General features: G+C 55.3%; 26 protein-coding genes, 1 tRNA gene and 1 pseudogene. 21 read left to right on the top strand and 7 right to left on the bottom strand.

Annotated features, from left to right (window positions below):
- Positions 1 to 10 precede the first annotated feature (10 nt).
- A complete protein-coding gene (locus V7680_RS04660) occupies positions 11 to 742 on the top strand; it encodes a ParA family protein (RefSeq protein WP_335652126.1) in 732 nt (243 codons plus the stop codon).
- Positions 743 to 757: 15 nt separating this feature from the next.
- Here V7680_RS04660 and V7680_RS04655 read toward each other — a convergent pair whose 3' ends face one another.
- Both V7680_RS04655 and V7680_RS04650 read right to left on the bottom strand, forming a co-directional pair.
- Positions 758 to 3,127 carry a putative bifunctional diguanylate cyclase/phosphodiesterase gene (locus tag V7680_RS04655; protein ID WP_335652125.1) on the bottom strand — a complete coding sequence of 790 codons (2,370 nt, stop codon included), beginning with the start codon at positions 3,125 to 3,127 and terminating at the stop codon, positions 758 to 760.
- 88 nt (positions 3,128 to 3,215) lie between these two features.
- On the bottom strand, positions 3,216 to 4,946 hold the full coding sequence (locus V7680_RS04650; RefSeq protein WP_335652124.1) for a fatty acyl-AMP ligase: 1,731 nt from the start codon (positions 4,944 to 4,946) through the stop codon (positions 3,216 to 3,218).
- Positions 4,947 to 5,169: 223 nt separating this feature from the next.
- On the opposite strand from V7680_RS04650, the gene V7680_RS04645 reads away from it, so the two are divergent.
- From V7680_RS04645 to V7680_RS04625, 5 genes and pseudogenes are all read left to right on the top strand, one after another.
- On the top strand, positions 5,170 to 5,652 hold the full coding sequence (locus tag V7680_RS04645) for a regulatory protein RecX (RefSeq protein WP_335652123.1): 483 nt from the start codon (positions 5,170 to 5,172) through the stop codon (positions 5,650 to 5,652).
- Positions 5,653 to 5,800: 148 nt separating this feature from the next.
- Complete coding sequence (locus V7680_RS04640) at positions 5,801 to 6,421, top strand: cold-shock protein (RefSeq protein ID WP_335652122.1); 621 nt, start codon at positions 5,801 to 5,803, stop codon at positions 6,419 to 6,421.
- A 17-nt stretch (positions 6,422 to 6,438) separates the two neighbouring features.
- Complete coding sequence (locus tag V7680_RS04635) at positions 6,439 to 6,942, top strand: DUF192 domain-containing protein (protein ID WP_335652121.1); 504 nt, start codon at positions 6,439 to 6,441, stop codon at positions 6,940 to 6,942.
- Positions 6,943 to 7,023: 81 nt separating this feature from the next.
- Entirely contained in the window at positions 7,024 to 7,431 is a 408-nt protein-coding gene (locus V7680_RS04630; RefSeq protein ID WP_335652120.1) for an NADH:ubiquinone oxidoreductase subunit NDUFA12, read from the top strand.
- A pseudogene (locus V7680_RS04625) lies at positions 7,428 to 7,865 on the top strand (DUF2155 domain-containing protein); the annotation flags it as partial. The gene V7680_RS04630 and the pseudogene V7680_RS04625, both read left to right, overlap by 4 nt.
- A 35-nt stretch (positions 7,866 to 7,900) precedes the next feature.
- Here the strand turns inward: V7680_RS04625 and aat are convergent.
- Complete coding sequence (aat, locus tag V7680_RS04620; RefSeq protein ID WP_442954971.1) at positions 7,901 to 8,758, bottom strand: leucyl/phenylalanyl-tRNA--protein transferase; 858 nt, start codon at positions 8,756 to 8,758, stop codon at positions 7,901 to 7,903.
- 57 nt (positions 8,759 to 8,815) lie between these two features.
- Positions 8,816 to 9,721, bottom strand: a complete 906-nt coding sequence (locus tag V7680_RS04615; protein WP_335652119.1) for a hydrogen peroxide-inducible genes activator — start codon at positions 9,719 to 9,721, stop codon at positions 8,816 to 8,818.
- Between the two features lie 125 nt (positions 9,722 to 9,846).
- Between V7680_RS04615 and V7680_RS04610 the strand changes: the two genes are divergently transcribed.
- The 3 genes from V7680_RS04610 (at position 9,847) to V7680_RS04600 (ending at position 11,743) form a co-directional block, all read left to right on the top strand.
- Complete coding sequence (locus V7680_RS04610) at positions 9,847 to 10,026, top strand: hypothetical protein (RefSeq protein ID WP_335652118.1); 180 nt, start codon at positions 9,847 to 9,849, stop codon at positions 10,024 to 10,026.
- 87 nt (positions 10,027 to 10,113) lie between these two features.
- The gene (gene nhaA, locus V7680_RS04605; RefSeq protein WP_335652117.1) at positions 10,114 to 11,286 is read left to right on the top strand and encodes a Na+/H+ antiporter NhaA; all 1,173 of its coding nucleotides are present in this window, start codon (positions 10,114 to 10,116) and stop codon (positions 11,284 to 11,286) included.
- Between the two features lie 61 nt (positions 11,287 to 11,347).
- On the top strand, positions 11,348 to 11,743 hold the full coding sequence (locus V7680_RS04600; RefSeq protein WP_335652116.1) for a YbaN family protein: 396 nt from the start codon (positions 11,348 to 11,350) through the stop codon (positions 11,741 to 11,743).
- 48 nt (positions 11,744 to 11,791) lie between these two features.
- Here V7680_RS04600 and V7680_RS04595 read toward each other — a convergent pair whose 3' ends face one another.
- Entirely contained in the window at positions 11,792 to 12,172 is a 381-nt protein-coding gene (locus V7680_RS04595; RefSeq protein WP_335652115.1) for a PilZ domain-containing protein, read from the bottom strand.
- Between the two features lie 243 nt (positions 12,173 to 12,415).
- Here V7680_RS04595 and V7680_RS04590 point away from each other — a divergent pair.
- The 11 genes from V7680_RS04590 to V7680_RS04540 all read left to right on the top strand — a co-directional run bounded on the left by V7680_RS04590 (position 12,416) and on the right by V7680_RS04540 (position 18,699).
- Positions 12,416 to 12,491, top strand: a tRNA-Trp gene (locus V7680_RS04590).
- A gap of 31 nt (positions 12,492 to 12,522) precedes the next feature.
- Positions 12,523 to 12,912 (top strand): VOC family protein, encoded by a 390-nt coding sequence (locus tag V7680_RS04585; protein ID WP_335652114.1) that lies wholly within the window; start codon positions 12,523 to 12,525, stop codon positions 12,910 to 12,912.
- Between the two features lie 65 nt (positions 12,913 to 12,977).
- Positions 12,978 to 13,856, top strand: coding sequence for a phytanoyl-CoA dioxygenase family protein (locus V7680_RS04580; protein ID WP_335652113.1), 879 nt, complete (start codon positions 12,978 to 12,980; stop codon positions 13,854 to 13,856).
- 43 nt (positions 13,857 to 13,899) lie between these two features.
- On the top strand, positions 13,900 to 14,592 hold the full coding sequence (locus V7680_RS04575; protein ID WP_335652112.1) for a DsbA family protein: 693 nt from the start codon (positions 13,900 to 13,902) through the stop codon (positions 14,590 to 14,592).
- Positions 14,586 to 15,161 carry a hypothetical protein gene (locus V7680_RS04570; RefSeq protein WP_335652111.1) on the top strand — a complete coding sequence of 192 codons (576 nt, stop codon included), beginning with the start codon at positions 14,586 to 14,588 and terminating at the stop codon, positions 15,159 to 15,161. Before V7680_RS04575 ends, V7680_RS04570 begins: the two co-directional genes overlap by 7 nt.
- A gap of 143 nt (positions 15,162 to 15,304) precedes the next feature.
- The gene (secE, locus tag V7680_RS04565; RefSeq protein ID WP_176280760.1) at positions 15,305 to 15,499 is read left to right on the top strand and encodes a preprotein translocase subunit SecE; all 195 of its coding nucleotides are present in this window, start codon (positions 15,305 to 15,307) and stop codon (positions 15,497 to 15,499) included.
- A 26-nt stretch (positions 15,500 to 15,525) separates the two neighbouring features.
- Positions 15,526 to 16,062: a transcription termination/antitermination protein NusG gene (gene nusG / locus V7680_RS04560; protein WP_176280761.1), complete on the top strand. Its 537-nt coding sequence runs from the start codon at positions 15,526 to 15,528 to the stop codon at positions 16,060 to 16,062.
- Between the two features lie 149 nt (positions 16,063 to 16,211).
- Positions 16,212 to 16,643 carry a 50S ribosomal protein L11 gene (gene rplK / locus V7680_RS04555; RefSeq protein WP_176280762.1) on the top strand — a complete coding sequence of 144 codons (432 nt, stop codon included), beginning with the start codon at positions 16,212 to 16,214 and terminating at the stop codon, positions 16,641 to 16,643.
- 4 nt (positions 16,644 to 16,647) lie between these two features.
- Positions 16,648 to 17,349 (top strand): 50S ribosomal protein L1, encoded by a 702-nt coding sequence (rplA, locus tag V7680_RS04550; protein WP_335652110.1) that lies wholly within the window; start codon positions 16,648 to 16,650, stop codon positions 17,347 to 17,349.
- 108 nt (positions 17,350 to 17,457) lie between these two features.
- Positions 17,458 to 18,237, top strand: a complete 780-nt coding sequence (locus V7680_RS04545) for a transglutaminase-like domain-containing protein (RefSeq protein ID WP_335652109.1) — start codon at positions 17,458 to 17,460, stop codon at positions 18,235 to 18,237.
- 81 nt (positions 18,238 to 18,318) lie between these two features.
- Complete coding sequence (locus tag V7680_RS04540; RefSeq protein WP_335652108.1) at positions 18,319 to 18,699, top strand: GFA family protein; 381 nt, start codon at positions 18,319 to 18,321, stop codon at positions 18,697 to 18,699.
- 68 nt (positions 18,700 to 18,767) lie between these two features.
- On the opposite strand, the gene V7680_RS04535 is transcribed toward V7680_RS04540, so the two are convergent.
- Both V7680_RS04535 and V7680_RS04530 read right to left on the bottom strand, forming a co-directional pair.
- On the bottom strand, positions 18,768 to 19,205 hold the full coding sequence (locus V7680_RS04535) for a GFA family protein (protein ID WP_335652107.1): 438 nt from the start codon (positions 19,203 to 19,205) through the stop codon (positions 18,768 to 18,770).
- A 200-nt stretch (positions 19,206 to 19,405) separates the two neighbouring features.
- Positions 19,406 to 19,981, bottom strand: coding sequence for a TetR/AcrR family transcriptional regulator (locus V7680_RS04530; RefSeq protein ID WP_335652106.1), 576 nt, complete (start codon positions 19,979 to 19,981; stop codon positions 19,406 to 19,408).
- A gap of 178 nt (positions 19,982 to 20,159) precedes the next feature.
- On the opposite strand from V7680_RS04530, the gene V7680_RS04525 reads away from it, so the two are divergent.
- Complete coding sequence (locus tag V7680_RS04525; RefSeq protein WP_335652105.1) at positions 20,160 to 20,630, top strand: hypothetical protein; 471 nt, start codon at positions 20,160 to 20,162, stop codon at positions 20,628 to 20,630.
- Positions 20,631 to 20,698 lie beyond the last annotated feature (68 nt).

Genomic DNA, 20,698 nt, shown 5'->3' with positions numbered 1-20,698 from the left:
GGGAAAGATGATGTCCGTAATCGCAGTTTACAGCATGAAGGGCGGAGTCGGCAAAAGCTGCACGGCGGTAAATCTTGCCTGGAATAGTGCGGTGAGCAGTTCGCGACGGACGTTACTCTGGGATCTCGACCCGCAAGGCGCTGCTTCTTTCATTCTGAAGGGAGATAACGCGGAGAAAGATCGCGCGCGCGCCTTGATTGCCGGCAGCGTCAAGCCGGCCAAGCTCATCAAACCTACCGAGATTGAAAATCTGGATCTCTTGGCAGCAGATATGTCGTTGCGCGGCCTCGACCGCCTATTCTTCCAGATCGGCAAAAAGCGGCATCTAGGCAAATTGCTCAAAGAAATGGGCAAGGATTATGACCGGATCATTCTTGATTGCCCACCCGGCCTGACCGAGACCAGCGAACAGATCTTGCGCAACGCCGACATCGTGATTGTCCCGACCATACCGTCCCCGCTCTCTGAACGCGCGCTCACCGATGTACAGATGTTCCTGAACGCAGCCGGGAAAAAGCACGCACCGTTGCTACCGGTCTATACTATGGTTGATCGGCGGCGATCGATCCACAACCAGGGGCTGATCAGAAAACCGAAATGGCCGGTCATCCCGATGTCGAGCGCCGTTGAACATATGACCAAGTTACAGATGCCGGTCGGCAGTTTCGCACCGCGCAGTCCCGCCGCCCAGGCTTATGCCAGAATCTGGCGCGGGATCGAAAAGCGGTTGGCCAAAAAATAGACGCGGCCAGCGAGTCTATGCAGACTTTTTGGTATATTCCAGCACCTCGGCATGGAATGTGCTGAACAATTTTCTAGCGTCTTCGGTGACCATCGGCCGGCCAAAATAATAGCCCTGGATTTTGGTGCAACCCAGCTTCTGGATCATTTGCACTTCTTCCTCAGTCTCTGCCCCTTCGGCGGTCGTCGACATTCCGAGACTGTCTGCCATCGCCACGACAGCGCGGATGATGGCAAGGCTCTCGGGTACGTTCTTCGCCGCCCCCACGACAAAGCTGCGATCGACCTTGATCGTTGTGAACCGCGTTTTACGCAAATAGCCGAGCGAAGAATAGCCGGTTCCGAAATCATCCAGCGACAGGTTGATGCCGAGTGCTATGATTTCATCAAGCATTTGTGCCGCACCGGCGCCCTCGCGCATGAAGATGCTCTCGGTCACCTCGATCTCCAGACGGCTCGGGGGAAGCTTGCTATCCTCAAGTGCAGACACCACCGTCGCGAGAAAATTTGGTTCGGCCAGCTGGTCGGCGGAAACGTTCACGGCGACCTTGACGGTCGATGGCCAGTTCATCGCCTCCTTGCAGGCAGTCCGCAAGACCCATTCGCCGATCGGAACGATCAGCCGCGCATCTTCTGCCAGCGGGATGAATTTAACCGGAGAAACATTACCAAATTTAGGACTGTTCCAGCGCAAAAGAGCCTCGAAACCGACAACACTGCCCGTATCGGCGCTGACCACAGGCTGATAGTTCAGCGATAATTCGTCATTTTCCAGCGCCTTGCGCAAGGCAATTTCCATGACACGCCGCTCTTCTGCCTGAACATGCAGCTTCGGTTGATAGTGATTATACGCGCCACCGCCCTGATCCTTGGAACGATATAGGGCGAGGTCGGCACTGCGCATCAGCATTTCGACGGTACGTCCGTCACGCGGACCGAGTGCTGTTCCTATGCTGGCTCCAATATATAGGGGATGTTGGTCGATTTCATAAATTTTCGACAATGTGTCGATGATTTTCTGCGCCAATAATTCGATATATTCGACATCGCGGGCGTCCTTGATCACGATGGCAAATTCATCACCGCCCAAACGACAGCAAAGTTCATTGTCGGTCATGATCGAGCGCAACCGATCAGACACGCGTGCCAGCAAACGATCACCCACCGGATGTCCGAGCGTATCATTCACCGCCTTGAACCGGTCGAGATCGATCATCATGAAACCGCAGCGACCATTCCATTTTTCGGCCGCTTCCAGCGCTTTCGCAAGCGTTTCGGTCATCTGCAAGCGGTTCGGCAGACGGGTCAGCGTATCAAATCTGGCCAATTGAGAGATTTTATCTGCTGATTCGCGCTGCTGGGTTATGTCCGACCCAACCCCGCGGAACCCGTGGAACACGCCGCTGTCATCAAGCTTTGGCGAAGCAGACAATTCCCACCAGCGGTTTTCGCCGTTGATCTGGACGGGCACCAGCATGTTGCTGAAACTGTCGCGACGCTTCAGCTTGTCTGCCAGTTCGTGCAGCGCGGTCGAGAATTTACCGCTCTCCCAAGACTCTCCGGCAACCAGTTGCAGGAACGGCTTGCCTTCGATTGTTTCTGCCGGCTGTCCTATCGCATGGGCAAATCGTGGCGAGACGTGGGTTATGCGCCGGGATGTATCTGTCTGCCACAGCCAGTCAGCGCCAGTATCCTCAAATTCCTTGAGCAACAGGCTGACCACTTCACTTTTTTCGTTGAGACTGGCTTCCGAAACCCTTCTATCGATGAATGACCGGCCGGTCTTGAGGCAAGCCGAGATCAGCAAAACCGCGATTGCCAATGACGCAATCGCCAAGTCGACACTTCCGATATAGAACCAGCCGAGGCTCAGCGCCGCGCTTAACGCCGAAATGAACAATATGCTGCTGAGCGGGATCGCAGAAAATATCATGGCCGAGCCCACCATCAGACAGATCATCATCGCCCAAAGCGAATTTACCGTCATCACGTCCGCACCATATGCGAATAGCAAAAAGCCGGCACCCCAGACCGATCCCTCGGCAAGGGACAATAAGTTGACCATCCTCGTCTCGGCGCGATCGACAGTTTTCCGTTGCCATGCCGCTTGTTTGCGGAACCGCAAATGGGAATAGATATTCACCGAGCTTAACGCCGCCAGCCAGAGGCCGAGGAACAGAATATTGATCTGGCCGACACCCCATTGCAGGGTCAGCAGACCGCACACGATCGCCGCGATAATCTTCAGCAAACTGTGCTTCTGGGTACCATCGAATTGCAACGCACGAATACGGCCCCCATCGACCCCTTCAGGGTTCGTCAGGCCAAGTAACACGCTCAGCGGGATATCCCGCGGCAAACCGGAGGGGGTAATGATTTTTTCCACGCCCGACCTTTACGCCCGAAACCTTATCGAAACGTAAGCAGCAGCCAAAATTTTCTTGCGATTTTTGGTTGCCGAAAATTAATCCTGATCAGGCAGCGACAGCATAAGGCTGGATATCACCGGAAAGATAAAGGTTTCGAGCCTTTGCCCGGCTCAATTTGCCGGAACTGGTGCGCGGCAATGTCCGTGGTGGCACCAGTTCGATCACACAATTCATTCCGGTAATCGCGCGAACCTTTTCCTTAATTTCGTTTCGCAGCCGCAAACGTTCGATTTCATCCGAAGTCCGGCATTGAACAAGCACTGCCGGTGTTTCTTCTCCGCCGGGCGTGGTGATCGCGAAAGCGGCGATATCGCCTGCCTTGAAACCGGGCAGTTGTTCAACCGCCCATTCGATATCTTGCGGCCAATGATTTTTGCCATTGATGATGATCATGTCTTTGGCGCGACCGACAATATAGAGATAACCGTTCGACAGATATCCCATATCACCGGTATCGAGCCAGCCGTCTACCAGACAGGCATCGGTTGCCGCCTGGTCGCCATAATAGCATTCCATCACAGCCGGACCCTGCATCCATACTTTGCCGACGGTTTTCTCCGCCAGCACCGCTCCATTTTCCTCGCGGATTTCCAGTACGGTATCACGCACCGGTTTTCCGCAGTTGACGATCGCGCGGAAACGTTTCGGCCGCTTGCCGTCGCTCTGTTTCTCGCCCGAAAGCTCGGTCTCTTCGACCAGTTCTACTTCCATGCCCTCGCCCGATGGCATCAGGGTTACCGCGAGCGTCGCTTCAGCGAGTCCGTAACTTGGCAAAAACGCTTTGGCGTCAAAACCTGCCGCCGCGAAAGCATCGGTAAACCGTTGCATCACGTCAGGTCGGATCATGTCCGCGCCATTGCCCGCAAGGCGCCAACGCGAGAGGTCAAACCGTTCCTTTACATTGGATTGGCTGCCAATGCGCCGAGCGCAGATTTCATAGCCGAACGTCGGCGAGAAGCTGCAGGATGTCCCCTCGTTGCGCGTGATCAGGTCAAGCCAGGACAGTGGCCGCCGAGCGAAGTCCGAAGTCTTGAGATAATCGGTAGAGACCTGATTTGCGACCATCGACAGGAAGCACCCGACCAGACCCATATCATGATAGAAAGGCAGCCAGGAAATGCATCGGTCGGTGTCGTTGATCAACATGCCGTGGGCATGCGAACCGAGATTGTGCAACAATGCCTTGTGCGAAACCGCGACGCCATGCGGAAACCGTGTCGAACCACTGGAATATTGCAGATAGGCGATGTCGCTGCTGTTGGCTGCTGGCAGTTGCACTTCGGGAGCATCCTGAGCGGCAAAATTATCCCAGCCGGAAACCGGGATATTGCGGGACTGGCCGGCAGCGCCCGCCAATTCCGCGATCTCGTCAGGGAACAACAACAGCGCGGGCTTGCAGCTATCAAGCTGCACGCCGATCTGGTCGATATAGCTATCCTTGCCGCCGAAGGAGGTCGGCAACGGCAATGGAACCGGCAAGGCGCCAGCATAGACAGCGCCAAAGAATAGCGCGCAAAATTGTGGCTCGGTATCCGCAATCAGCGCGACCCGATCGCCCGGTGTGATTCCAAATGCAATCAGCCGCTTTGCCGCGGCGAGCGCGTCTTCGCGCAGTTCGCTAAACGGATAGGCCCGGACAAGCGAAGCGCGGGCATCATGAAAATTGAATCCCTTTTGGCCTTTAGCCGCATAATCCAGGGCTTCGCCCAACGTGTCAAAATCGGAAAAGCGGCGCGGAAGTTCGTCCAAAGTCGGCGTTGCTGTCATTTCGGTCATCCAATATCCATTTCCGGAAGGTCCAGCCTTCCTAAAAACCAATCTTCTTCTATCGGTAAGAGAGCTAGGTGTCTTTTTTAAGGTCCCTTTAACCTATTCTGCCATTGTCATTGATAACCTCTGGCGTTTAAATTCCGGCCCGACTGTGGCACAAAAAGGGCAAACGTCAAACCGGAAGGCCAAGCCGTTGAAAAACAGCGTTAAAACGTTAGATCGGGAGAGTTTGAATCGGCTCGCTATACGCTATGTCGAGCGATATGCAACGAGCCGCAAAAAACTGGCGCGCTATCTGCAACGAAAAATCGGGGAAAGAGAGTGGGATGACACCAACCCTCCCGCGGTCGAAGAACTGGTCGAGCATATTGCCGCACTGGGTTATGTTGATGACGCATCATACGCCCGAAGCAAGGCAGCTGCACTCACCAGACGCGGTTATGGAACCCGACGTGTCTCGCATGCACTATATGAGGCGGGGATTAGCGAAGCGGATGGCCGCGAAGCCTATCAGACCAGCGAATCGAACAAATGGGCAGCGGCGGACAAATTTGCCCGCAAGCGCCGGATCGGCCCCTATGCCGAAACACAGCAGGAAAGCGATAAATGCCGCAAACAAATGCAGGCATTTCTGCGTGCCGGTCATGATTTTGATGTCGCCTCGCGCTTTGTCTTTGCCAAGCCAGGCGCGGAGATATCAGCGGAAGACTGACAACCGCCAGTGCGATCGGCGGGGGCGATTGGTTTGACGTCATGATGGTCAGGAATCGCCAGTTTACAATTATTATGGTATAAGACCTTCGACGAGTCGAAAAGTATGTAGACTCTTGATCTAGCTTAGTTTTGTTCGGAGATGCATCGTGGCGAGCTTATTTGCGGAACCAACCACTGCGGATAGTCACACGGCCCAAGTCAGTGATGACGAGCAAAGCTCGGCTGACGTTGAGCCGCTGCGTACTACTGGTCGTGTCAAATGGTTCGACAGTCATCGCGGGTTCGGCTTCATCGTTCCGGAAGGTGGAGAATCGGACGATAGTGGCGCAACATCTCAGTCGGATATATTGATTCACTGGAGCCTGCTTGAAACGTTGGGCACGCGGGAATTGCCCGAAATGGCGATGGTCACATGCGAATATGTGGCCGCCCCTAAAGGATTGCAGGCTACGAGAATCCTCGACATCGATCTTTCCGCTTGCGCGGCGCCTAGCGCGCAACCAGCAACATCTAGCACGCGGCAAGCATGCCGGTCCGTTGAGGCTGATTCCGAGTATATCACTGCGGAGGTGAAATGGTTCAATCGCGCCAAAGGCTATGGTTTTCTGGTTAGCGACGATCTTGCCGGCGATATTTTCCTGCATATGGAAACGCTCCGCGATGCAGGGATTGCAGATGTCGTTCCGGGGCAACAATTATTGGCCTGTATAAAAGACGGCAATCGCGGCCACATGGCGGCCCAAGTCAGTTTACCTTCCTCAATCTGAAGCAGAAAATCTTACAAATGAAAATGATACCAAAAGCGATCGCGCTTTCTCTCATGCTGTTCTCCGCTTCCAGCTTGCCCGGTTGCTATGCCCGGACCGGCGAGACCGCGGCTAACAACCAGCAGAGCGAAACACTGTTATCCGAGGCGGGCCTCAAACAGGTCCCGCTCAGCATCCAAACATCAGACGCGCTGCATAGCTTTGTTGTGGAAGTCGCCGAAACCGGTGCCGAGCAAGCCAAGGGCCTGATGTTCCGGACGGAGATTGCGCCAGACAAGGGCATGATTTTCCCTTTCGCGGAAGATCGTGTCGCGAGTTTCTGGATGAAAAATACCGTGATCCCGCTGGATATTATCTTCATTCGGCGGGATGGAACCATCGAATCGATCGCTGCCAATACCACGCCTTATTCGCTCGACCCGGTGCTCTCCAACGAGCCGATCGCCACCGTGCTCGAAATTGCGGCAGGCCGAGCAGCTGAACTCGGCATAGCACCGGGTGACACCGTCACCTGGAAGTGAACGTCTCCACATCCGCAATCATCCTTCCTGTTTGACATTTTTTCATTGCAGACCGCGTGTCTGCGGGGCTAAGCGAACGGCATGAGCATATTGGCGAAAATATTCACTTGGTGGGACGGCGCAACGATCGGCACCGCCCTGTTCAGCGCCCGCAATGGCCAACGCATCGGCGAAGATGTGTTCGGCAACATCTATTTTCAGTCGAAAAAGGAGGGTTCCGGCCATCCTTCACGACGCCGCTGGGTCATCTATAATGGCGCCAATGATGCCAGCCGCGTGCCACCCGAGTGGCATGGCTGGCTCCATCACAGCTATGACGAAATTCCCGAAAGCCATCTGCCGCAAGCGCGCATCTGGGAAAAAGAACCTAGCGGGAATATGACCGGTACGGCGCAAGCCTATCGGCCGGCCGGCGCTCTGGAAGAAGGCGGGCGCCGTGCGGCAGCCACCGGTGATTATGAATCCTGGAACCCTGCCGAAGCGGAATGACAGGCATGACGCGCCACTCCATTTTATTCCCGATCCTGGCGACGACGCTGCTGGCCGGCTGTGGCTGGCTTGGTGGCGATAATGTTGATGAACATGCTACCGGTCAGGCTGCCGAAAAAGCCGTGGTTGCAGCCACCGATGGCGATTTGGTCGCATCGGTGACCGAGCAGATCGGCACACCAATGGCGGAACGCGTCGCCACGCTCGGCTTCCTCAACAAGCGCAACGGACTGACGCGCGATCTCGAGCTGAAACCCGGCCAATCGATTCGCATCGGCCGCGCTATTGTTCGCCTGCGGGCCTGCGAGAAAAGCGCGCCCTGGGAATTGAGTCCGGAACAGGGTGCCTTCGTCCAACTGCTGGTCAATGAACGCCCGCCAAACCGGTCCGGTGACGATCAGTGGAAGCGCGTGTTTTCCGGCTGGCTGTTTCGCGAATCACCGTCGCTGAATGTGGTCGAGCATCCGATTTACGACGTCTGGGTCAAAAGCTGTGCGATGAGCTTCCCGGGTGAAGAAGAGACGCCTGGAGATGCGGTCGATCCGACGGCTCCGCGAAGATCTTCGTCCAATCTTGCCAACAGCTCGTCGAGCGCGCCAAATGAAACAGCGCCGGAAGCCGCTGCTCCTGCAGCAACTGCGCCTGCCGCACCTAGGCCGACTCCGCCGGCGAACAGAGCGCCGGCAGATCCGATCGGTGACCTGATCGCCGAAACAACCGAAGACGGCGCATAGCCTCTGACCTTTTTGAGGGCTTCGACATAATCGTCCTGGCTGATTTCAACCGCTCCCAATGATCCCAGATGTTCGGTCATGAACTGGCAGTCTAGCAGTTCAAATTCTCCGACCTTGAGACGGGCCACCAGCCAGGCCAATGCTACTTTGGATGCATCTCGGGTGCGGGAAAACATGCTCTCCCCACAAAAAGCGCCGCCAATGGCCAGCCCATAGAGACCGCCGACAAGCCTGTCCTCGCCGGTCGCTTCATCCGCCTGCCAGCATTCGACGCTATGCGCATAACCAAGTTGGTGCAGTTGGTTGAATGCCTCTTCGATTTCGGCATTTATCCATGTTTCCTTGCGATCCGCTGCTTGTGTCGCGCAAATATCAATCACATCGGCAAAGGCGGCATCGGCGGTGACCCGAAAACGGTCGGATCTTATGGTTTTGCGGAGCGAGCGCGACATCTGGAAATTGTCGAGCGGAATGACCGCCCGCGCTTTGGGTTCGACCCAGAACGTATCCGGATCATCACGTGCGTCCGCCATCGGGAATATGCCCGATGCATAAGCTTTCATCAGCAGGTCGAGATCAATGGACATGGACATTAGATAACCCGATCAACTCCATTCGGACAATTCGAAATCTATTCACAATGCCGCGCGTCATGTAGACATCAGCACCCGGGCTTCTTCCGCAATTTTTTCGGCAATCGCGGCATATTCTTCGGCAAATCCGGCGTTGGTACGCCAGGCGGCACCGATGCTACGGGTTACCGACCAGCCTTCGACCTCCAACAAGGCGACGTCGCCGCCGCGGTTCAATTCGGACCGCACGTAGAGCTCTGGCAAAATCGCAAGCCCCAGTCCCGAAGCAACCATCTGTCGCACGCTGTCCAGACTGGTGCCCTCATAGTCACGCAGCAGATTCATGTCATGCAGCTGGCACTGACGCGCCACGTCGCGGTGAAGATGGTGTCGGCGATCCAGACTGAGCACCGGCAGGCCTGGCAGATCGGCAAGGGTGAGATTTTCCTTAGACGCAAGCGGGTGGTCTGGCGGAGCAACCAGGATCAACGGCTCGCGAAACAGCGGCTCAATCTGCAGATTATCACCTTCGATCGGTAACGGACCGAGCAGCATGTCGATCGAGCCTTTGGTAAGTTCCATTGCCTGCAGATCGGGGATCCCCTCGCGCATATAGAAGCGCAGATCCGGCTTGGTGCGGTGCAAGGCGGCAATCACCGGCGGCATCAGATAGGGGCCGAGGGTCGGCGATACACCAAAGCGCAGGATTCCTGCCAGACTGTCGCTTGCCCGTTCTGCCAGGTCACGAATATCCTTCACCTGGATCAGCACCTGCCGGGCGCGATCAGCGATCTCCCGGCCGACCGGCGTGAGTTCCGCACCATGGGTTCGCCGTTCGACCAATGTCACACCCAATCTTTGCTCGAGCGTACGCAATTGATGACTCAAGGTCGGTTGCGAAGCACCCGCGGCTTGGGCCGCTTTGCCAAAATGGCTGTGGTCAGCAACGGCGACCAGATATTCGAATTGGCGGAACGTCGGCATGGCGGCAACCCCTTCTTATAGAAACTATCTATCGATTGAGACATTTTCATTCGATTGGGTTTATCATCAGATTCTCGCCATATCAACCTTGTCGGTGCCGACGCGCGACATAAAAAGGATATGTCGTGAAAAAGCCCTCCACTAGCCCGCTCCCGAAAGATCGGGAGCTGGCAAACCACATTGCGAGTGATCGCGACCAGGAAGAACAGGTCCGCGAGCTCGCAGAATTGCAACGCAGCCTGGCCGAACGCATTCGCAAGATCGAACGTGCTGCAGACAAAGGTCAGGAAGACGAAACCGCATAGCTCCCAATCTCTTTCCCCCAACTCCGGGGCGGCGGCATAGCCTCAAATGCTGACCGCCCCGTTTTTTAGCGCCAGGATGATGACCCGATGGTAAAAAAAATGCGCACCGCTCTACAGGAATTTGTCGCACTGGAATCGAGCGCAGGCATCATATTATTTGGCGCTGCGGTGATGGCAATGGTCGCTATCAACAGCGCGTTCGGGTCTTATTATGTCGGCTTTCTCGACATTCCGGTCGCCGTCCAATTTGGCGGGCTGGAAATTGCCAAGCCGCTGGCGCTGTGGATCAATGACGGGCTGATGGCGATCTTCTTCTTTCTGATTGGACTGGAGGTGAAGCGCGAGCTGCTCGAGGGGCAGCTTTCCAGCATCGAGCAGGCCTCGCTTCCGGCGATCGCGGCGATCGGCGGCATGGCCATTCCAGCTCTGATATTCGTCTATTTCAACTGGGATATGCCGGGGAATATCAACGGCTGGGCGATACCGGCCGCAACCGACATCGCTTTTGCTCTGGGCCTGCTGGCGTTGCTCGGCAAACATGCGCCAGTGTCGCTGAAGATATTGCTGCTCGCGATCGCGATCATCGACGATATCGGCGCGATAATCATCATCGCCCTGTTTTACACAAGCGAGGTATCGAGCTTCTCTTTATTGCTGGCCGGCGGCGGCACCATATTGTTGTTCGCGATGAATCGGCTGGGTGTAATTCGAACAGCGCCCTATATATTGGTGGGCATCTTCCTGTGGATCTGCGTTCTGAAATCGGGTGTCCACGCAACTCTGGCGGGGGTGATCGCTGCGCTTGCTGTCCCGCTGAACGCCAAGGACGGCAGTTCTCCGCTAAAGCATCTGGAACATATATTGCACCCGTGGACGGCCTTTCTGATTCTTCCGTTATTCGCCTTTGCCAATGCCGGCGTGTCTCTTGCCGGACTGCGCTTTGCCGATCTGATGGCCCCGCTGGCGCTCGGGGTGGCAGCCGGACTGGTCATAGGCAAACAGATTGGTGTGTTCGGGTTCATGTTTCTGGCAACAAAGACCGGCCTGGTGAAACGGCCGGACGGTGTCAGCTGGTTGCAGCTATACGGACTTGCCTGCCTGACCGGAATCGGTTTCACGATGAGCCTGTTCATTGGTAACCTCGCCTTTGTTGATCCCGATCAGATCGAGACGGTCAAGCTGGGTGTGATCAGCGGTTCGCTGATTTCCGGCTTGCTAGGTTATGGCGTCCTGCGGTGGGCTCCAGCGTCCGAAACCTGAGAACCTGCGATGGCGCACCGAAACTATCGGCGTTCACCACAATCCGTGATAGGGCGACCGGATGAAGCGGCAACTCTATCTGGCAGCGGGACTGGTTTCGCTGGGCCTCGGCGGCATCGGTGTTATATTGCCGTTGCTACCCACGGTGCCGTTCGTGATCCTTGCAGCCTTCTGTTTCGCCAATAGTTCGCCTCGGCTGGAATCCTGGCTGGTCGAGCATCCCGTCTTTGGTGTGCATATCATGAACTGGCGCAACCGGAGGGCGATCACCCGGCGCGGCAAATGGGCGGCGACCGTCGCTTTCGCCGTCAGCTGCGTGCTGGCCCTGCTGTTTGTCAAACTGCCGTGGAATCTCATTCCGATTGCGGCAGCGTTGATCAGCGGCAGCTGGATATGGACCCGCAACGAGCCCGATCCGCAAAAACCCGTTGCGCACGTCCCTGCCCACAAGGAATAGTTTGCGCTGCGGCAGAGTGGGACCCTTGGGAAGCGACGAGTATCGCAGCTACCTTGAAAACTTCTTTTTAGCCGGAAATTTCGCTACATAATGATTCAAAACCGCCAGATTGAGGAGGTTTTTGAAGGCGCAGCCAACGCCGTCATGGTCATGCCGGATCACTTCGGCTTCAAGCGCACCCAGACCTGGCAGCGTAATCCAGCACAAGGTTCCCGGATGTGCTGCGGTTAGAGCGTCACAGGCAAATCCGGCAAGCGACATGTCGGTCACTTCCACCGGAAAGGCGCTCGAACAGGAAAACCGCATCCGCGCCGGGATAGAGAGTCGGTGGCGCGGCGCGCATCGATTTTCATCCGACGCCACCGGATAGGAAAGATGCTCATCATCATTCGCAATTTCTGTAGGTGTTCGAAACATCGAGTCTGGCATGTCAGTCTCCTGCCCGTAGATTGAAATCCGGCTAACGCTGCGCACGCCTACGCTGGGTTAGCGACGGGACAATAATCACACCAATCGGTAAATTCCACCTTTCCCCTCGAGGTAAACAACCATCCACACATAATTAACCATCTTGCGATTTGCTTTGGATGGAAAGAATCAAGCTTGCCGAAAGCATCCTGTAACGCTAAGGCGCGCGAACCGGCTGTTTCGCAAGGGTGATACGGCCCGTACAGGAGTGTAGCTCAGTTGGTAGAGCATCGGTCTCCAAAACCGAGGGCCCACGGTTCGAGTCCGTGCACTCCTGCCATTTTTTCTCTGTCCAGGCGGCGATCCAGAAAATGACCCAATTTATCTCCGCCATAACCTTGCTCGTCCCGGATTATGATCAGGCCATAGCATTTTATGTCGGGCTGATGGGCTTCGAACTTATCGAAGATACCGAGATTTCCGAAGACAAGCGCTGGGTATTGGTGGCGCCTCCGGGCAGCACCGAAACCCGTCTACTGCTCGCTCAGGCAAGCAACGAGGCCCAGGAAGAAGTGATCGGCGAACAGGCAGGAAACCGGGTATTCCTGTTTCTCGAAACCTATGATTTTGATGGCGACCTTGCGCTGATGGAGCGAGCAGGCGTCGACATCATCGAGACTCCGCGAGTCGAAAGCTATGGCAAAGTGGTGGTCTTTCGCGATCCTTTTGGTAACAAATGGGACTTGATCGAACGGCACTAATATCCGATGCCGTAGCGTCACTCGGTGAGGTTGCCTGAACCCCAGTTTTCTGCCATAATTTTCCAATGATCGAGCAAAAAACAACGCTGACTGACGAGACGATATTGGAGCCTTTTCTGGACGGCAGAAGTTTCGAGCAATGCTGGGAACAATATGAAAATGACGGCTATGTCATTTTCCCCGAAATCATGGCGAGCGAAGAGGTGGAGCGGCAACGCGCTGCGCTTGCCCCGTTCATCGAAGCCGATATCCGCGGCCGCAATGTGTTTGAAGGCGTCGAGTCCAACCGCATCTATGCAATGCTCGGCAAAGACCCGATTTTTGCCGACCTGATCACCCATCCCTTGCAACTGGCTTTCGCGGAACGCGAGCTGGGCAAATCCTGCCTGCTTTCCGCCTGCCTCGCGATCAATCTGCATCCGGGTGAAACCGTCCAGCCCTGGCACATGGATGATGACCATTGTCGTCAGCCGCTGCCCCGCAAGGCGCTGGGCGTCAGCACCTTCTGGACGATCGATTCGATGACTGAAGATAATGGCGCGACCGAGATCATTCCCGGCAGCCACAAATGGGCCAAGGTCGAATTGAACGGCGCTAATAAAGCCTCCGATTTTGCTACAAAAGACAGTGGCGACCAGAACGTCGATCCGGGCGCGCATGAAGATGCGATCAAGGCGGTGATGCCAGCCGGATCCCTGATGATCGCCAAGGGCAATCTGTGGCATTGCGGCGGGGCGAACCGTTCGCAGGCAACGCGGCTGATTGTCACACCGCAATATTGTCCCGGCTGGATGCGGCCTCTGGAAACCATGCTGCTCGCTGTTCCACCCGAAAAAGCAGCGGCCTTGCCAAAGCGCGCGCAAGAATTGCTCGGCTATTCGATCCACGAACCGTTCATGGGTTATGTCGATGGCATGCATCCCGGCAGAGCGCTGGCCGGTTGAACCAATCCGCTTTTACACAGACTGTGGTCCTAGGAGATAATCTGTGAACGCTCTGGAAAGTGATGCACCGCTGATTGTCTATGTCGACATCAAGAGCCCTTATGCTTTTGTCGCCATCCAGCCGACGCTCGAGCTCGAGAAGTCTCTCGACATGCGATTCGACTGGCGGCCGCTAACCCTGGATATTCCGAGCTACCTGGGATCGGCGCGCAAAAGCGAAGGAAAAGTCGTCGAAAGCACCCGCAGCGCAAGCCAGTGGGAACGGATCAAATATGGCTATCGCGACGCGCGACGCTATGTCGAGCGTCAGGGGCATATTCTCAAGGGCACCGAGAAAATCTGGGACTCCTCGATCGCCAATATCGGGATTTTGTGGGCAGTGCAGAACGACCGCGACCGGCTCGGCGCCTATCTCGAAACAGTCTTTCCGCCCTTCTGGCGGCGCGAACTGGATGTTGAAGACGTGACGGTGGTCGCTGCAATCCTCGAGCAGGCCGGTATCGACTCGACCGGCTTTGCCGCCTTTCAGCAAGACGAAGGCCGCGCTCAGCATGATGCGCTTCAGGCTCAGCTTCACCCGGCCGGCATTTACGGCGTCCCAACCTATGTCTTTGACGGCAAGATCCTGTTTGGCCGAGAGCATCTGCCCTATGTCCGATGGTACCTGACCGGACAAAAAGGTCCGGCGCCAGACATTGCTTACGAGATTGACGCGATGGAGGCACAGCCATGCTGACCGTCACCGTCGATTTCAAATCGCCTGCATCCTGTCTGGCGCTCGAGCCGACACTGGAACTGGCGCGGAAAACCGGCGTGCAGATAGAATGGCTGCCGTTTTCAGTGCGGCCGTTTTTGATCCCCGAAGAGAAGGCCGAGGAGACGGTGGGCGAACGTCACCGCCGCGTCCGCGCTCTGTCCCAGCGCGATACCTGGCTCCATTATGCCGCGGTTCAGGGGCGCGAGATGCATTTTTCCAAAACACCCGCCGGCAGCGAGGCAGCACTGGCCGCACTGGCAACCATCGATGGCGACCCCGTCCCGTTCATCCGCGCCGCCTTTGCCGCTTACTGGACGGAACAGGCAAATCTTGATGACGTAACAGTCGTTTCGGCGCTGCTCTCGTCGGTTCAGACAGAGGTTCCCGACCCGCAGTCAGCCCGCGCCAAGCTGCTTTCGCTCCGGGTCCAGGCCGAAGAACGCGGCATTTTCGAATCACCATCTTATCTGATTGCAGACCAGCTGTTCGTTGGCCGGGAACATCTTCCGTGGATAAGGTCGCTGATCGAAGCGGCCAAAGTCGCGTAAAATCCCACTCTTTTCTTGCGAATCCGGGAATCTGCGGTTAAAGGGCTGGTTCTTTCCGAAATCATGCATATATCCGACCACGGTCAAACGACTGACACCCGGAGTTTATGCGGAAACCGGGAAGCGAATTTAAGGAATCAAGCATGGCGAAAGTCAATCCAGGCGAATTCATGAATCAGGTCAAGGCCGAGACCAATAAGGTCGTCTGGCCAACATGGCCCGAGACCGTCCGTACGGCGATCCTCGTGCTGATCATGACGACTATTCTCGGATTGTTTTTTCTGGGTGTTGATTCGGTTTTTAACGGGCTTGTCGCCTGGCTCTTGAGCCTCGCTTAATCCCAACAGATTTTTAGGTTATTCGCATGGCACGCTGGTACATCATTCACGCTTATTCGGGCTTTGAACACAAGGTCAAGGAAGCCATCGAGGCTGACGCCAAGCGACTCGGCCTGACCGAGCTGGTCGAGGATATCGAAGTCCCGACCGAGACCATTACCGAAGTCAAACGCGGCAAGAAAATCCAGTCCGAACGGAAATTCTTCCCCGGCTATGTGCTGGCGAAGCTGGAAATGACCGATGATGTTTATCACTTGGTCAAGAACCAACCCAAGGTTACCGGCTTCCTCGGCAGCAGCGGCAAGCCGCAGGCGATCAGCGAATCAGAAGCCGCCCGCATTCTCAACACCAAGGAAGAAGCAGCCAACGCTCCGAAAGAAAGGATCACGGTCAGCTACGAAATTGGCGACGAGGTCAAGGTCAAGAGCGGCCCGTTCAACAGCTTCAACGGTATCGTCGAAGAACTCGATTTCGACAAGAACAAGGTCAAGGTTTCCGTGTCCATCTTTGGTCGCGCTACCCCGGTCGAACTGGACTTCGGCGAAGTCGACCTGATCAGCTAGTTTCATGTTCCGGATCAAGTCCGGAACAAACAGAATTTGAAACTCCGGTTTCGAATACCACTGTGGGAGGAGGGTTCGCTCTCCGTTTGACCACTTAATTTGCGGGAACGGCAATGTCGCCAATCCCAAAAGAATGAAAGGACAGCCAAATGGCTAAAAAAATTGATGGCTACATCAATTTGCAAGTGCCCGCCGGTACTGCAAATCCATCCCCGCCAATCGGCCCAGCATTGGGTCAGCGCGGCGTCAACATCATGGATTTCTGTAAAGCGTTTAACGCCGCAACAGACAAGCTTGAAAAAGGCACGCCGATCCCGACGAAGATTACCGTCTATTCGGATCGCAGCTTCACCTTTGAAACCAAGACACCACCAGCCAGCTATCTGATCAAGAAGGTCGCAAAGCTGAAAAAAGGTTCAAGCGAACCAGGCAAAGTTTCTGGCGGGTCGATCAAGACTTCGCAGATCAAGGAAATTGCCGAAACCAAAATGGCCGACCTCAATGCCAACAGCATTGAACAGGCAATGAAAATCATCGCAGGCAGCGCGCGCTCGATGGGCGTAGACGTGGTGGAGGGATAAGAACATGGCGAAACTCTCCAAAAAAATGCAGAAGATCAACACAGAAGTTGATCGCGAAAAGCTGTACAGCATCGACGAAGCGATCATGACTTTGAAAGGTCTCGCATCGACTTCGAAATTTGACGAAACGCTTGATGTTGTGATCAACCTCGGTGTCGATCCTCGCCATGCTGACCAGATGGTCCGCGGCGTGATCTCGCTTCCTGCCGGAACCGGCAAAGTGGCTCGCGTAGCTGTTTTTGCCAAAGATGCAAAAGCAGACGAAGCACGCGAAGCGGGCGCCGATACGGTTGGCGCTGAAGATCTGCTCGAAGCCATGCAAGGCGGCGACCTCAACTATGATCGCGTTATCGCAACCCCGGACATGATGGGCGTTGTTGGCCGTCTCGGTAAGGTTCTCGGCCCCAAAGGCCTGATGCCTAACCCGAAACTCGGCACGGTAACCCCGAACGTCGCGCAAGCGGTCAAGGACGCCAAGGGCGGACAGATCGAATATCGCGTCGAAAAAGCTGGCATCATCCACAATGGCATCGGCAAGACCAGCTTCAAGGAAGCCGATCTGCGCAAGAATTTCGATGCGCTCGTCAATGCAGTGGTCAGAGCAAAACCAGCTGGCGCCAAGGGCAAATATGTCCGTAAAGTTGGCCTCAGCACGACCATGGGCCCGGGCCTCAAAATCAATCTCGGCGAGATTGAAGGCGCTTGATGCACCGCGCGTCGGGCCTTGCTTAGGCAGGCATGACGTATTGAATGGATTTAGAAAAGGCCGGGCGCAATCCCGGCCTTTTTCTTATGACCGTGAGAGGCGGCCGATATGACAAAATTGCAGATCAGCGCAAAATTATCCTACCGTCTGCCGATGCCCTGCACGATATTGGTTCAGGTAGAGGCAGCGGAGACGCGCGACCAGATTGTGACCGAGGCCAATATCGATATTGGCCCGAATGATGACAAGACCAGCGTTCCGGCCCATGACGGTATCGGCACCCGGCTGTGGACCAGCCAGCAGGAACAGCTAGATATCTCTTATGATGCGCTGGTGACAATCGACCGCGCCAATCCCGATTTTGCCACCCTGCCCGCGACCGCGCTGAGCGACTTACCCGGCCATGCCGTGCCCTATCTGTTCAACTCGCTCTATTGTTCGGTCAACGCTTTTGATTCTGTCGTTACAGGCGAATTTTCCGGCCTCGGCGGTGGCCCGCTGGTGGCCGCTATGGCCGGCTATATCGAACAGATCATGACCTATGGTTCGGACGCGGACAATGTCCATTGCAACGCCCAGCAGAGCTTTGCCGCGCGCAAGGGCGTTTGCCGCGACTATGCCCATATCCTGATCAGCATGGCCCGCTGTGCCAATATCCCGGCCCGCTTTGCCAGCACTTATGCGCCCGACGTTCGCCCACAGGATTTCCACGCCGTGCCAGAAGTTTTTCTGGGCGGTCAATGGCATCTGGTCGACCCGACCGGGATGGCCCAGGCATCGGACATGGCGGTGATCGGCATCGGCCGCGATGCCACCGACGTCTCATTTCTCACCGCATTCGGCAGCATGAATATGGTCGAGCAACGGGTGACCGTTTCACGCGCCTGAAATCCGGCGGACAATTTCCGGCTTTCAAACCACAGCGCTTTGCCGTTAGACTTCTCATCCAACAATTTTCGGGAGGGAAATATGCACAAGGGTTCCTGCCTCTGCGCTGCAATAAAGATTGAAGTCACCGGCGACCTGCCCGAGGCCGATGCCTGCCACTGCACCCTGTGCCGCAAGCAGTCCGGCCATTACTGGGCCTCGATCGATGTCCCGACCAGCGCCGTCACCATCCATGGTGAGGATCATATCCGCTGGTATCAATCATCGGAAAAAGTCCGCCGGGGTTTTTGCGACACTTGCGGCGCGTTCCTGTTCTGGGATCCGATCCACCACGACAAGATCGCCATCGCCATGGGTTGTTTCGACCAGCCGACGGAGACCAAAATCTGGAGCCATATCTTCGTCGCCGACAAAGGCGATTATTACCAGATTGAAGCAGGAGTGCTGCAGCGGGACGGGTAGTTTGGTGCCCGGCACCGCGAAAATGGTGCCGTCGAAAACGGATCCAGAGCCTTGCCAAGCATTCGGCCTTACCCCTGCTTTGGGAACTTCGCATGTACGGAGACCTGCTCCAGACCCGACGCCCACGAGGGTTGTTCAGAAGCGAAGATTCTGATCCGCTCGGCAATATTAGGCGACGCGCTCAGAGATCCGGCCGGAACGATCATCTTTGTTTTGTCACCATTTTTCCAAGGAACCCCGGACCCGCAGAACCGGCAGAATGATTTGGAGATATCCCGCCCCGGAGCCTGATAATTGACAATATTATCAGCCCCCTTGAGCCACTCAAACCCGTCAATGTTCGTGAACAGGTTTGATGCGAAAGCCGACCCGGTTATCTGGCGGCACTGATCACAGCTGCAAAAGTACAATTTGTCGAACGCATTGACGACCTCGAAAGTGACCGCTCCGCAAAGACAGCCACCCTTGATTTTCACGTTAGATAGGATGCTTTCTGTCGTCATCATTTGTGCCTTTCATTCTGGATCAACCAAAGTATTTCGCAGACATATTAATTTGGTCATGGGTGCTGTGTCCGTTGGTGTCGCGAGGGCCAAGCCGATGGAAAACCGAGAACCCTGTCTGGCGATTTTGCTCGACGGCTCAGAAATCTCACATCCTAATTCGAGCGAACGGAACGCTCGAGATGACGAATGGGAACCTCTCTTCATGAAACCAGTTCAATAGCTGCCCTTTTCGCCGAAGCGGCAATCTCCTCAGCCAGAGGTGGCGATTTTACAGCACGCGCCGTCGTCAATCCACCGATCAGGACCGAGAGAAACATCCAGGCTTTTTCTCGTCTCAGCTTTACCGTGTCTCCGTCCAGACCATCGGCAATCAGATTGATGATATGCGCCATCCGATCTTCAAAAATCAGCCGAATCTGGTCATCAGCCCTGACAACATCCGGCGACAGAGATGTCATAGCGCACCCGCAAGCCATGTCGTCGCGATGGGACTTTCCCAAATAATAGCTCGCAAAAGCTTCTACCCATTTTTTGCCATGGTCTTTTTGATATTTTGGAATAGCGTCAATGACTTCATCAAGTCCCGATTCAACCGCGATCGCAAAGGCTGCGTCTTTCGACTTGAGATGCGCATAAAAGGCCCCTGATGTAACTTTGGCGTCCTTTGCGATCGCATCCACTCCAACGCCATTATATCCAAAACTGCGAAAGTTTCGGTTTGCAGCGGCGATCATATTTTGTCGCGTTTCTTTCTTCCGGACGGTTTGTTTGGCCATTTACATTCCTAATTATATAACGATCGTTATTTTTAAGTTGACGCCATCCGCGCTCGCAGCTACTTGGCATAGCGATCGTTATATAGTGGTCGTTATCTAATGTCCATCAATTACATGCTTGTCGCTATCGCACCTGCATGAATTGAAATTAACCAGACCAACAGAAGGAATCAAATCCATGAAAGTAAAAACCACAATGTTCGCCCTTGCTCTTGCACTCAGTGGGCAAGCCCAAGCCAAGGCCAATGAATGCATCGATCTGGGCGGGGTCGCCCTTCCGAATTTCTTTGCAGAAGGTGACGGTCAGCCGATCATCATCTCGGCAACGCTGATGGGAAGCGTGCAAAATGCTGCAGGTAAAATTCTCGCCCAACGCGCGACAGCAACCGGACTTGAGATGGATATGGAACATTATTTTGGTCGGAGCGACGGTGGCTCTGTCTATACTCAAGATCTCGGAATTTTGACCGCGGTTCCCGGTAGACCGGGTCGTTACATGCTCGAAATTACATATGACGTGCAGAAAGGCAAAGGCCGAGGAACTCTGATCGGATATGACGGCCAATTCAAAAGCTATGGCCTCGTCGATTTGCGCGATCCCAACAATATGCAGGGTCTCGTTCGATATTCCGGCCAGATTTGCAAATAGAACCAGTTAAATGCTTTCGCTCGGGCGGTTATACCCGCGGCCGCCCGGGTGATTCTGAAATCAACCTT

This window comes from Parasphingorhabdus sp., assembly GCF_036963705.1.
GTDB lineage: Bacteria > Pseudomonadota > Alphaproteobacteria > Sphingomonadales > Sphingomonadaceae > Parasphingorhabdus.
The sequence above is the reverse complement of the archived record's forward strand: the minus strand, read 5'-3'. Positions and strand labels throughout refer to the sequence as shown.

Excerpts from the sequence above, each read along its gene's own strand:
- V7680_RS04660 (WP_335652126.1), top strand. The coding sequence starts at position 11 with ATGTCCGTAATCGCAGTTTACAGCATGAAGGGCGGAGTCGGCAAAAGC.
- V7680_RS04650 (WP_335652124.1), bottom strand. The coding sequence starts at position 4,946 with ATGACCGAAATGACAGCAACGCCGACTTTGGACGAACTTCCGCGCCGC.
- V7680_RS04635 (WP_335652121.1), top strand. The coding sequence starts at position 6,439 with ATGAAAATGATACCAAAAGCGATCGCGCTTTCTCTCATGCTGTTCTCC.
- V7680_RS04630 (WP_335652120.1), top strand. The coding sequence starts at position 7,024 with ATGAGCATATTGGCGAAAATATTCACTTGGTGGGACGGCGCAACGATC.
- aat (WP_442954971.1), bottom strand. The coding sequence starts at position 8,758 with ATGTCCATGTCCATTGATCTCGACCTGCTGATGAAAGCTTATGCATCG.
- V7680_RS04615 (WP_335652119.1), bottom strand. The coding sequence starts at position 9,721 with ATGCCGACGTTCCGCCAATTCGAATATCTGGTCGCCGTTGCTGACCAC.
- nhaA (WP_335652117.1), top strand. The coding sequence starts at position 10,114 with ATGGTAAAAAAAATGCGCACCGCTCTACAGGAATTTGTCGCACTGGAA.
- V7680_RS04600 (WP_335652116.1), top strand. The coding sequence starts at position 11,348 with ATGAAGCGGCAACTCTATCTGGCAGCGGGACTGGTTTCGCTGGGCCTC.
- V7680_RS04595 (WP_335652115.1), bottom strand. The coding sequence starts at position 12,172 with ATGCCAGACTCGATGTTTCGAACACCTACAGAAATTGCGAATGATGAT.
- V7680_RS04585 (WP_335652114.1), top strand. The coding sequence starts at position 12,523 with ATGACCCAATTTATCTCCGCCATAACCTTGCTCGTCCCGGATTATGAT.
- V7680_RS04580 (WP_335652113.1), top strand. The coding sequence starts at position 12,978 with ATGATCGAGCAAAAAACAACGCTGACTGACGAGACGATATTGGAGCCT.
- V7680_RS04570 (WP_335652111.1), top strand. The coding sequence starts at position 14,586 with ATGCTGACCGTCACCGTCGATTTCAAATCGCCTGCATCCTGTCTGGCG.
- secE (WP_176280760.1), top strand. The coding sequence starts at position 15,305 with ATGGCGAAAGTCAATCCAGGCGAATTCATGAATCAGGTCAAGGCCGAG.
- nusG (WP_176280761.1), top strand. The coding sequence starts at position 15,526 with ATGGCACGCTGGTACATCATTCACGCTTATTCGGGCTTTGAACACAAG.
- rplK (WP_176280762.1), top strand. The coding sequence starts at position 16,212 with ATGGCTAAAAAAATTGATGGCTACATCAATTTGCAAGTGCCCGCCGGT.
- rplA (WP_335652110.1), top strand. The coding sequence starts at position 16,648 with ATGGCGAAACTCTCCAAAAAAATGCAGAAGATCAACACAGAAGTTGAT.
- V7680_RS04545 (WP_335652109.1), top strand. The coding sequence starts at position 17,458 with ATGACAAAATTGCAGATCAGCGCAAAATTATCCTACCGTCTGCCGATG.
- V7680_RS04540 (WP_335652108.1), top strand. The coding sequence starts at position 18,319 with ATGCACAAGGGTTCCTGCCTCTGCGCTGCAATAAAGATTGAAGTCACC.
- V7680_RS04535 (WP_335652107.1), bottom strand. The coding sequence starts at position 19,205 with ATGATGACGACAGAAAGCATCCTATCTAACGTGAAAATCAAGGGTGGC.
- V7680_RS04530 (WP_335652106.1), bottom strand. The coding sequence starts at position 19,981 with ATGGCCAAACAAACCGTCCGGAAGAAAGAAACGCGACAAAATATGATC.
- V7680_RS04525 (WP_335652105.1), top strand. The coding sequence starts at position 20,160 with ATGAAAGTAAAAACCACAATGTTCGCCCTTGCTCTTGCACTCAGTGGG.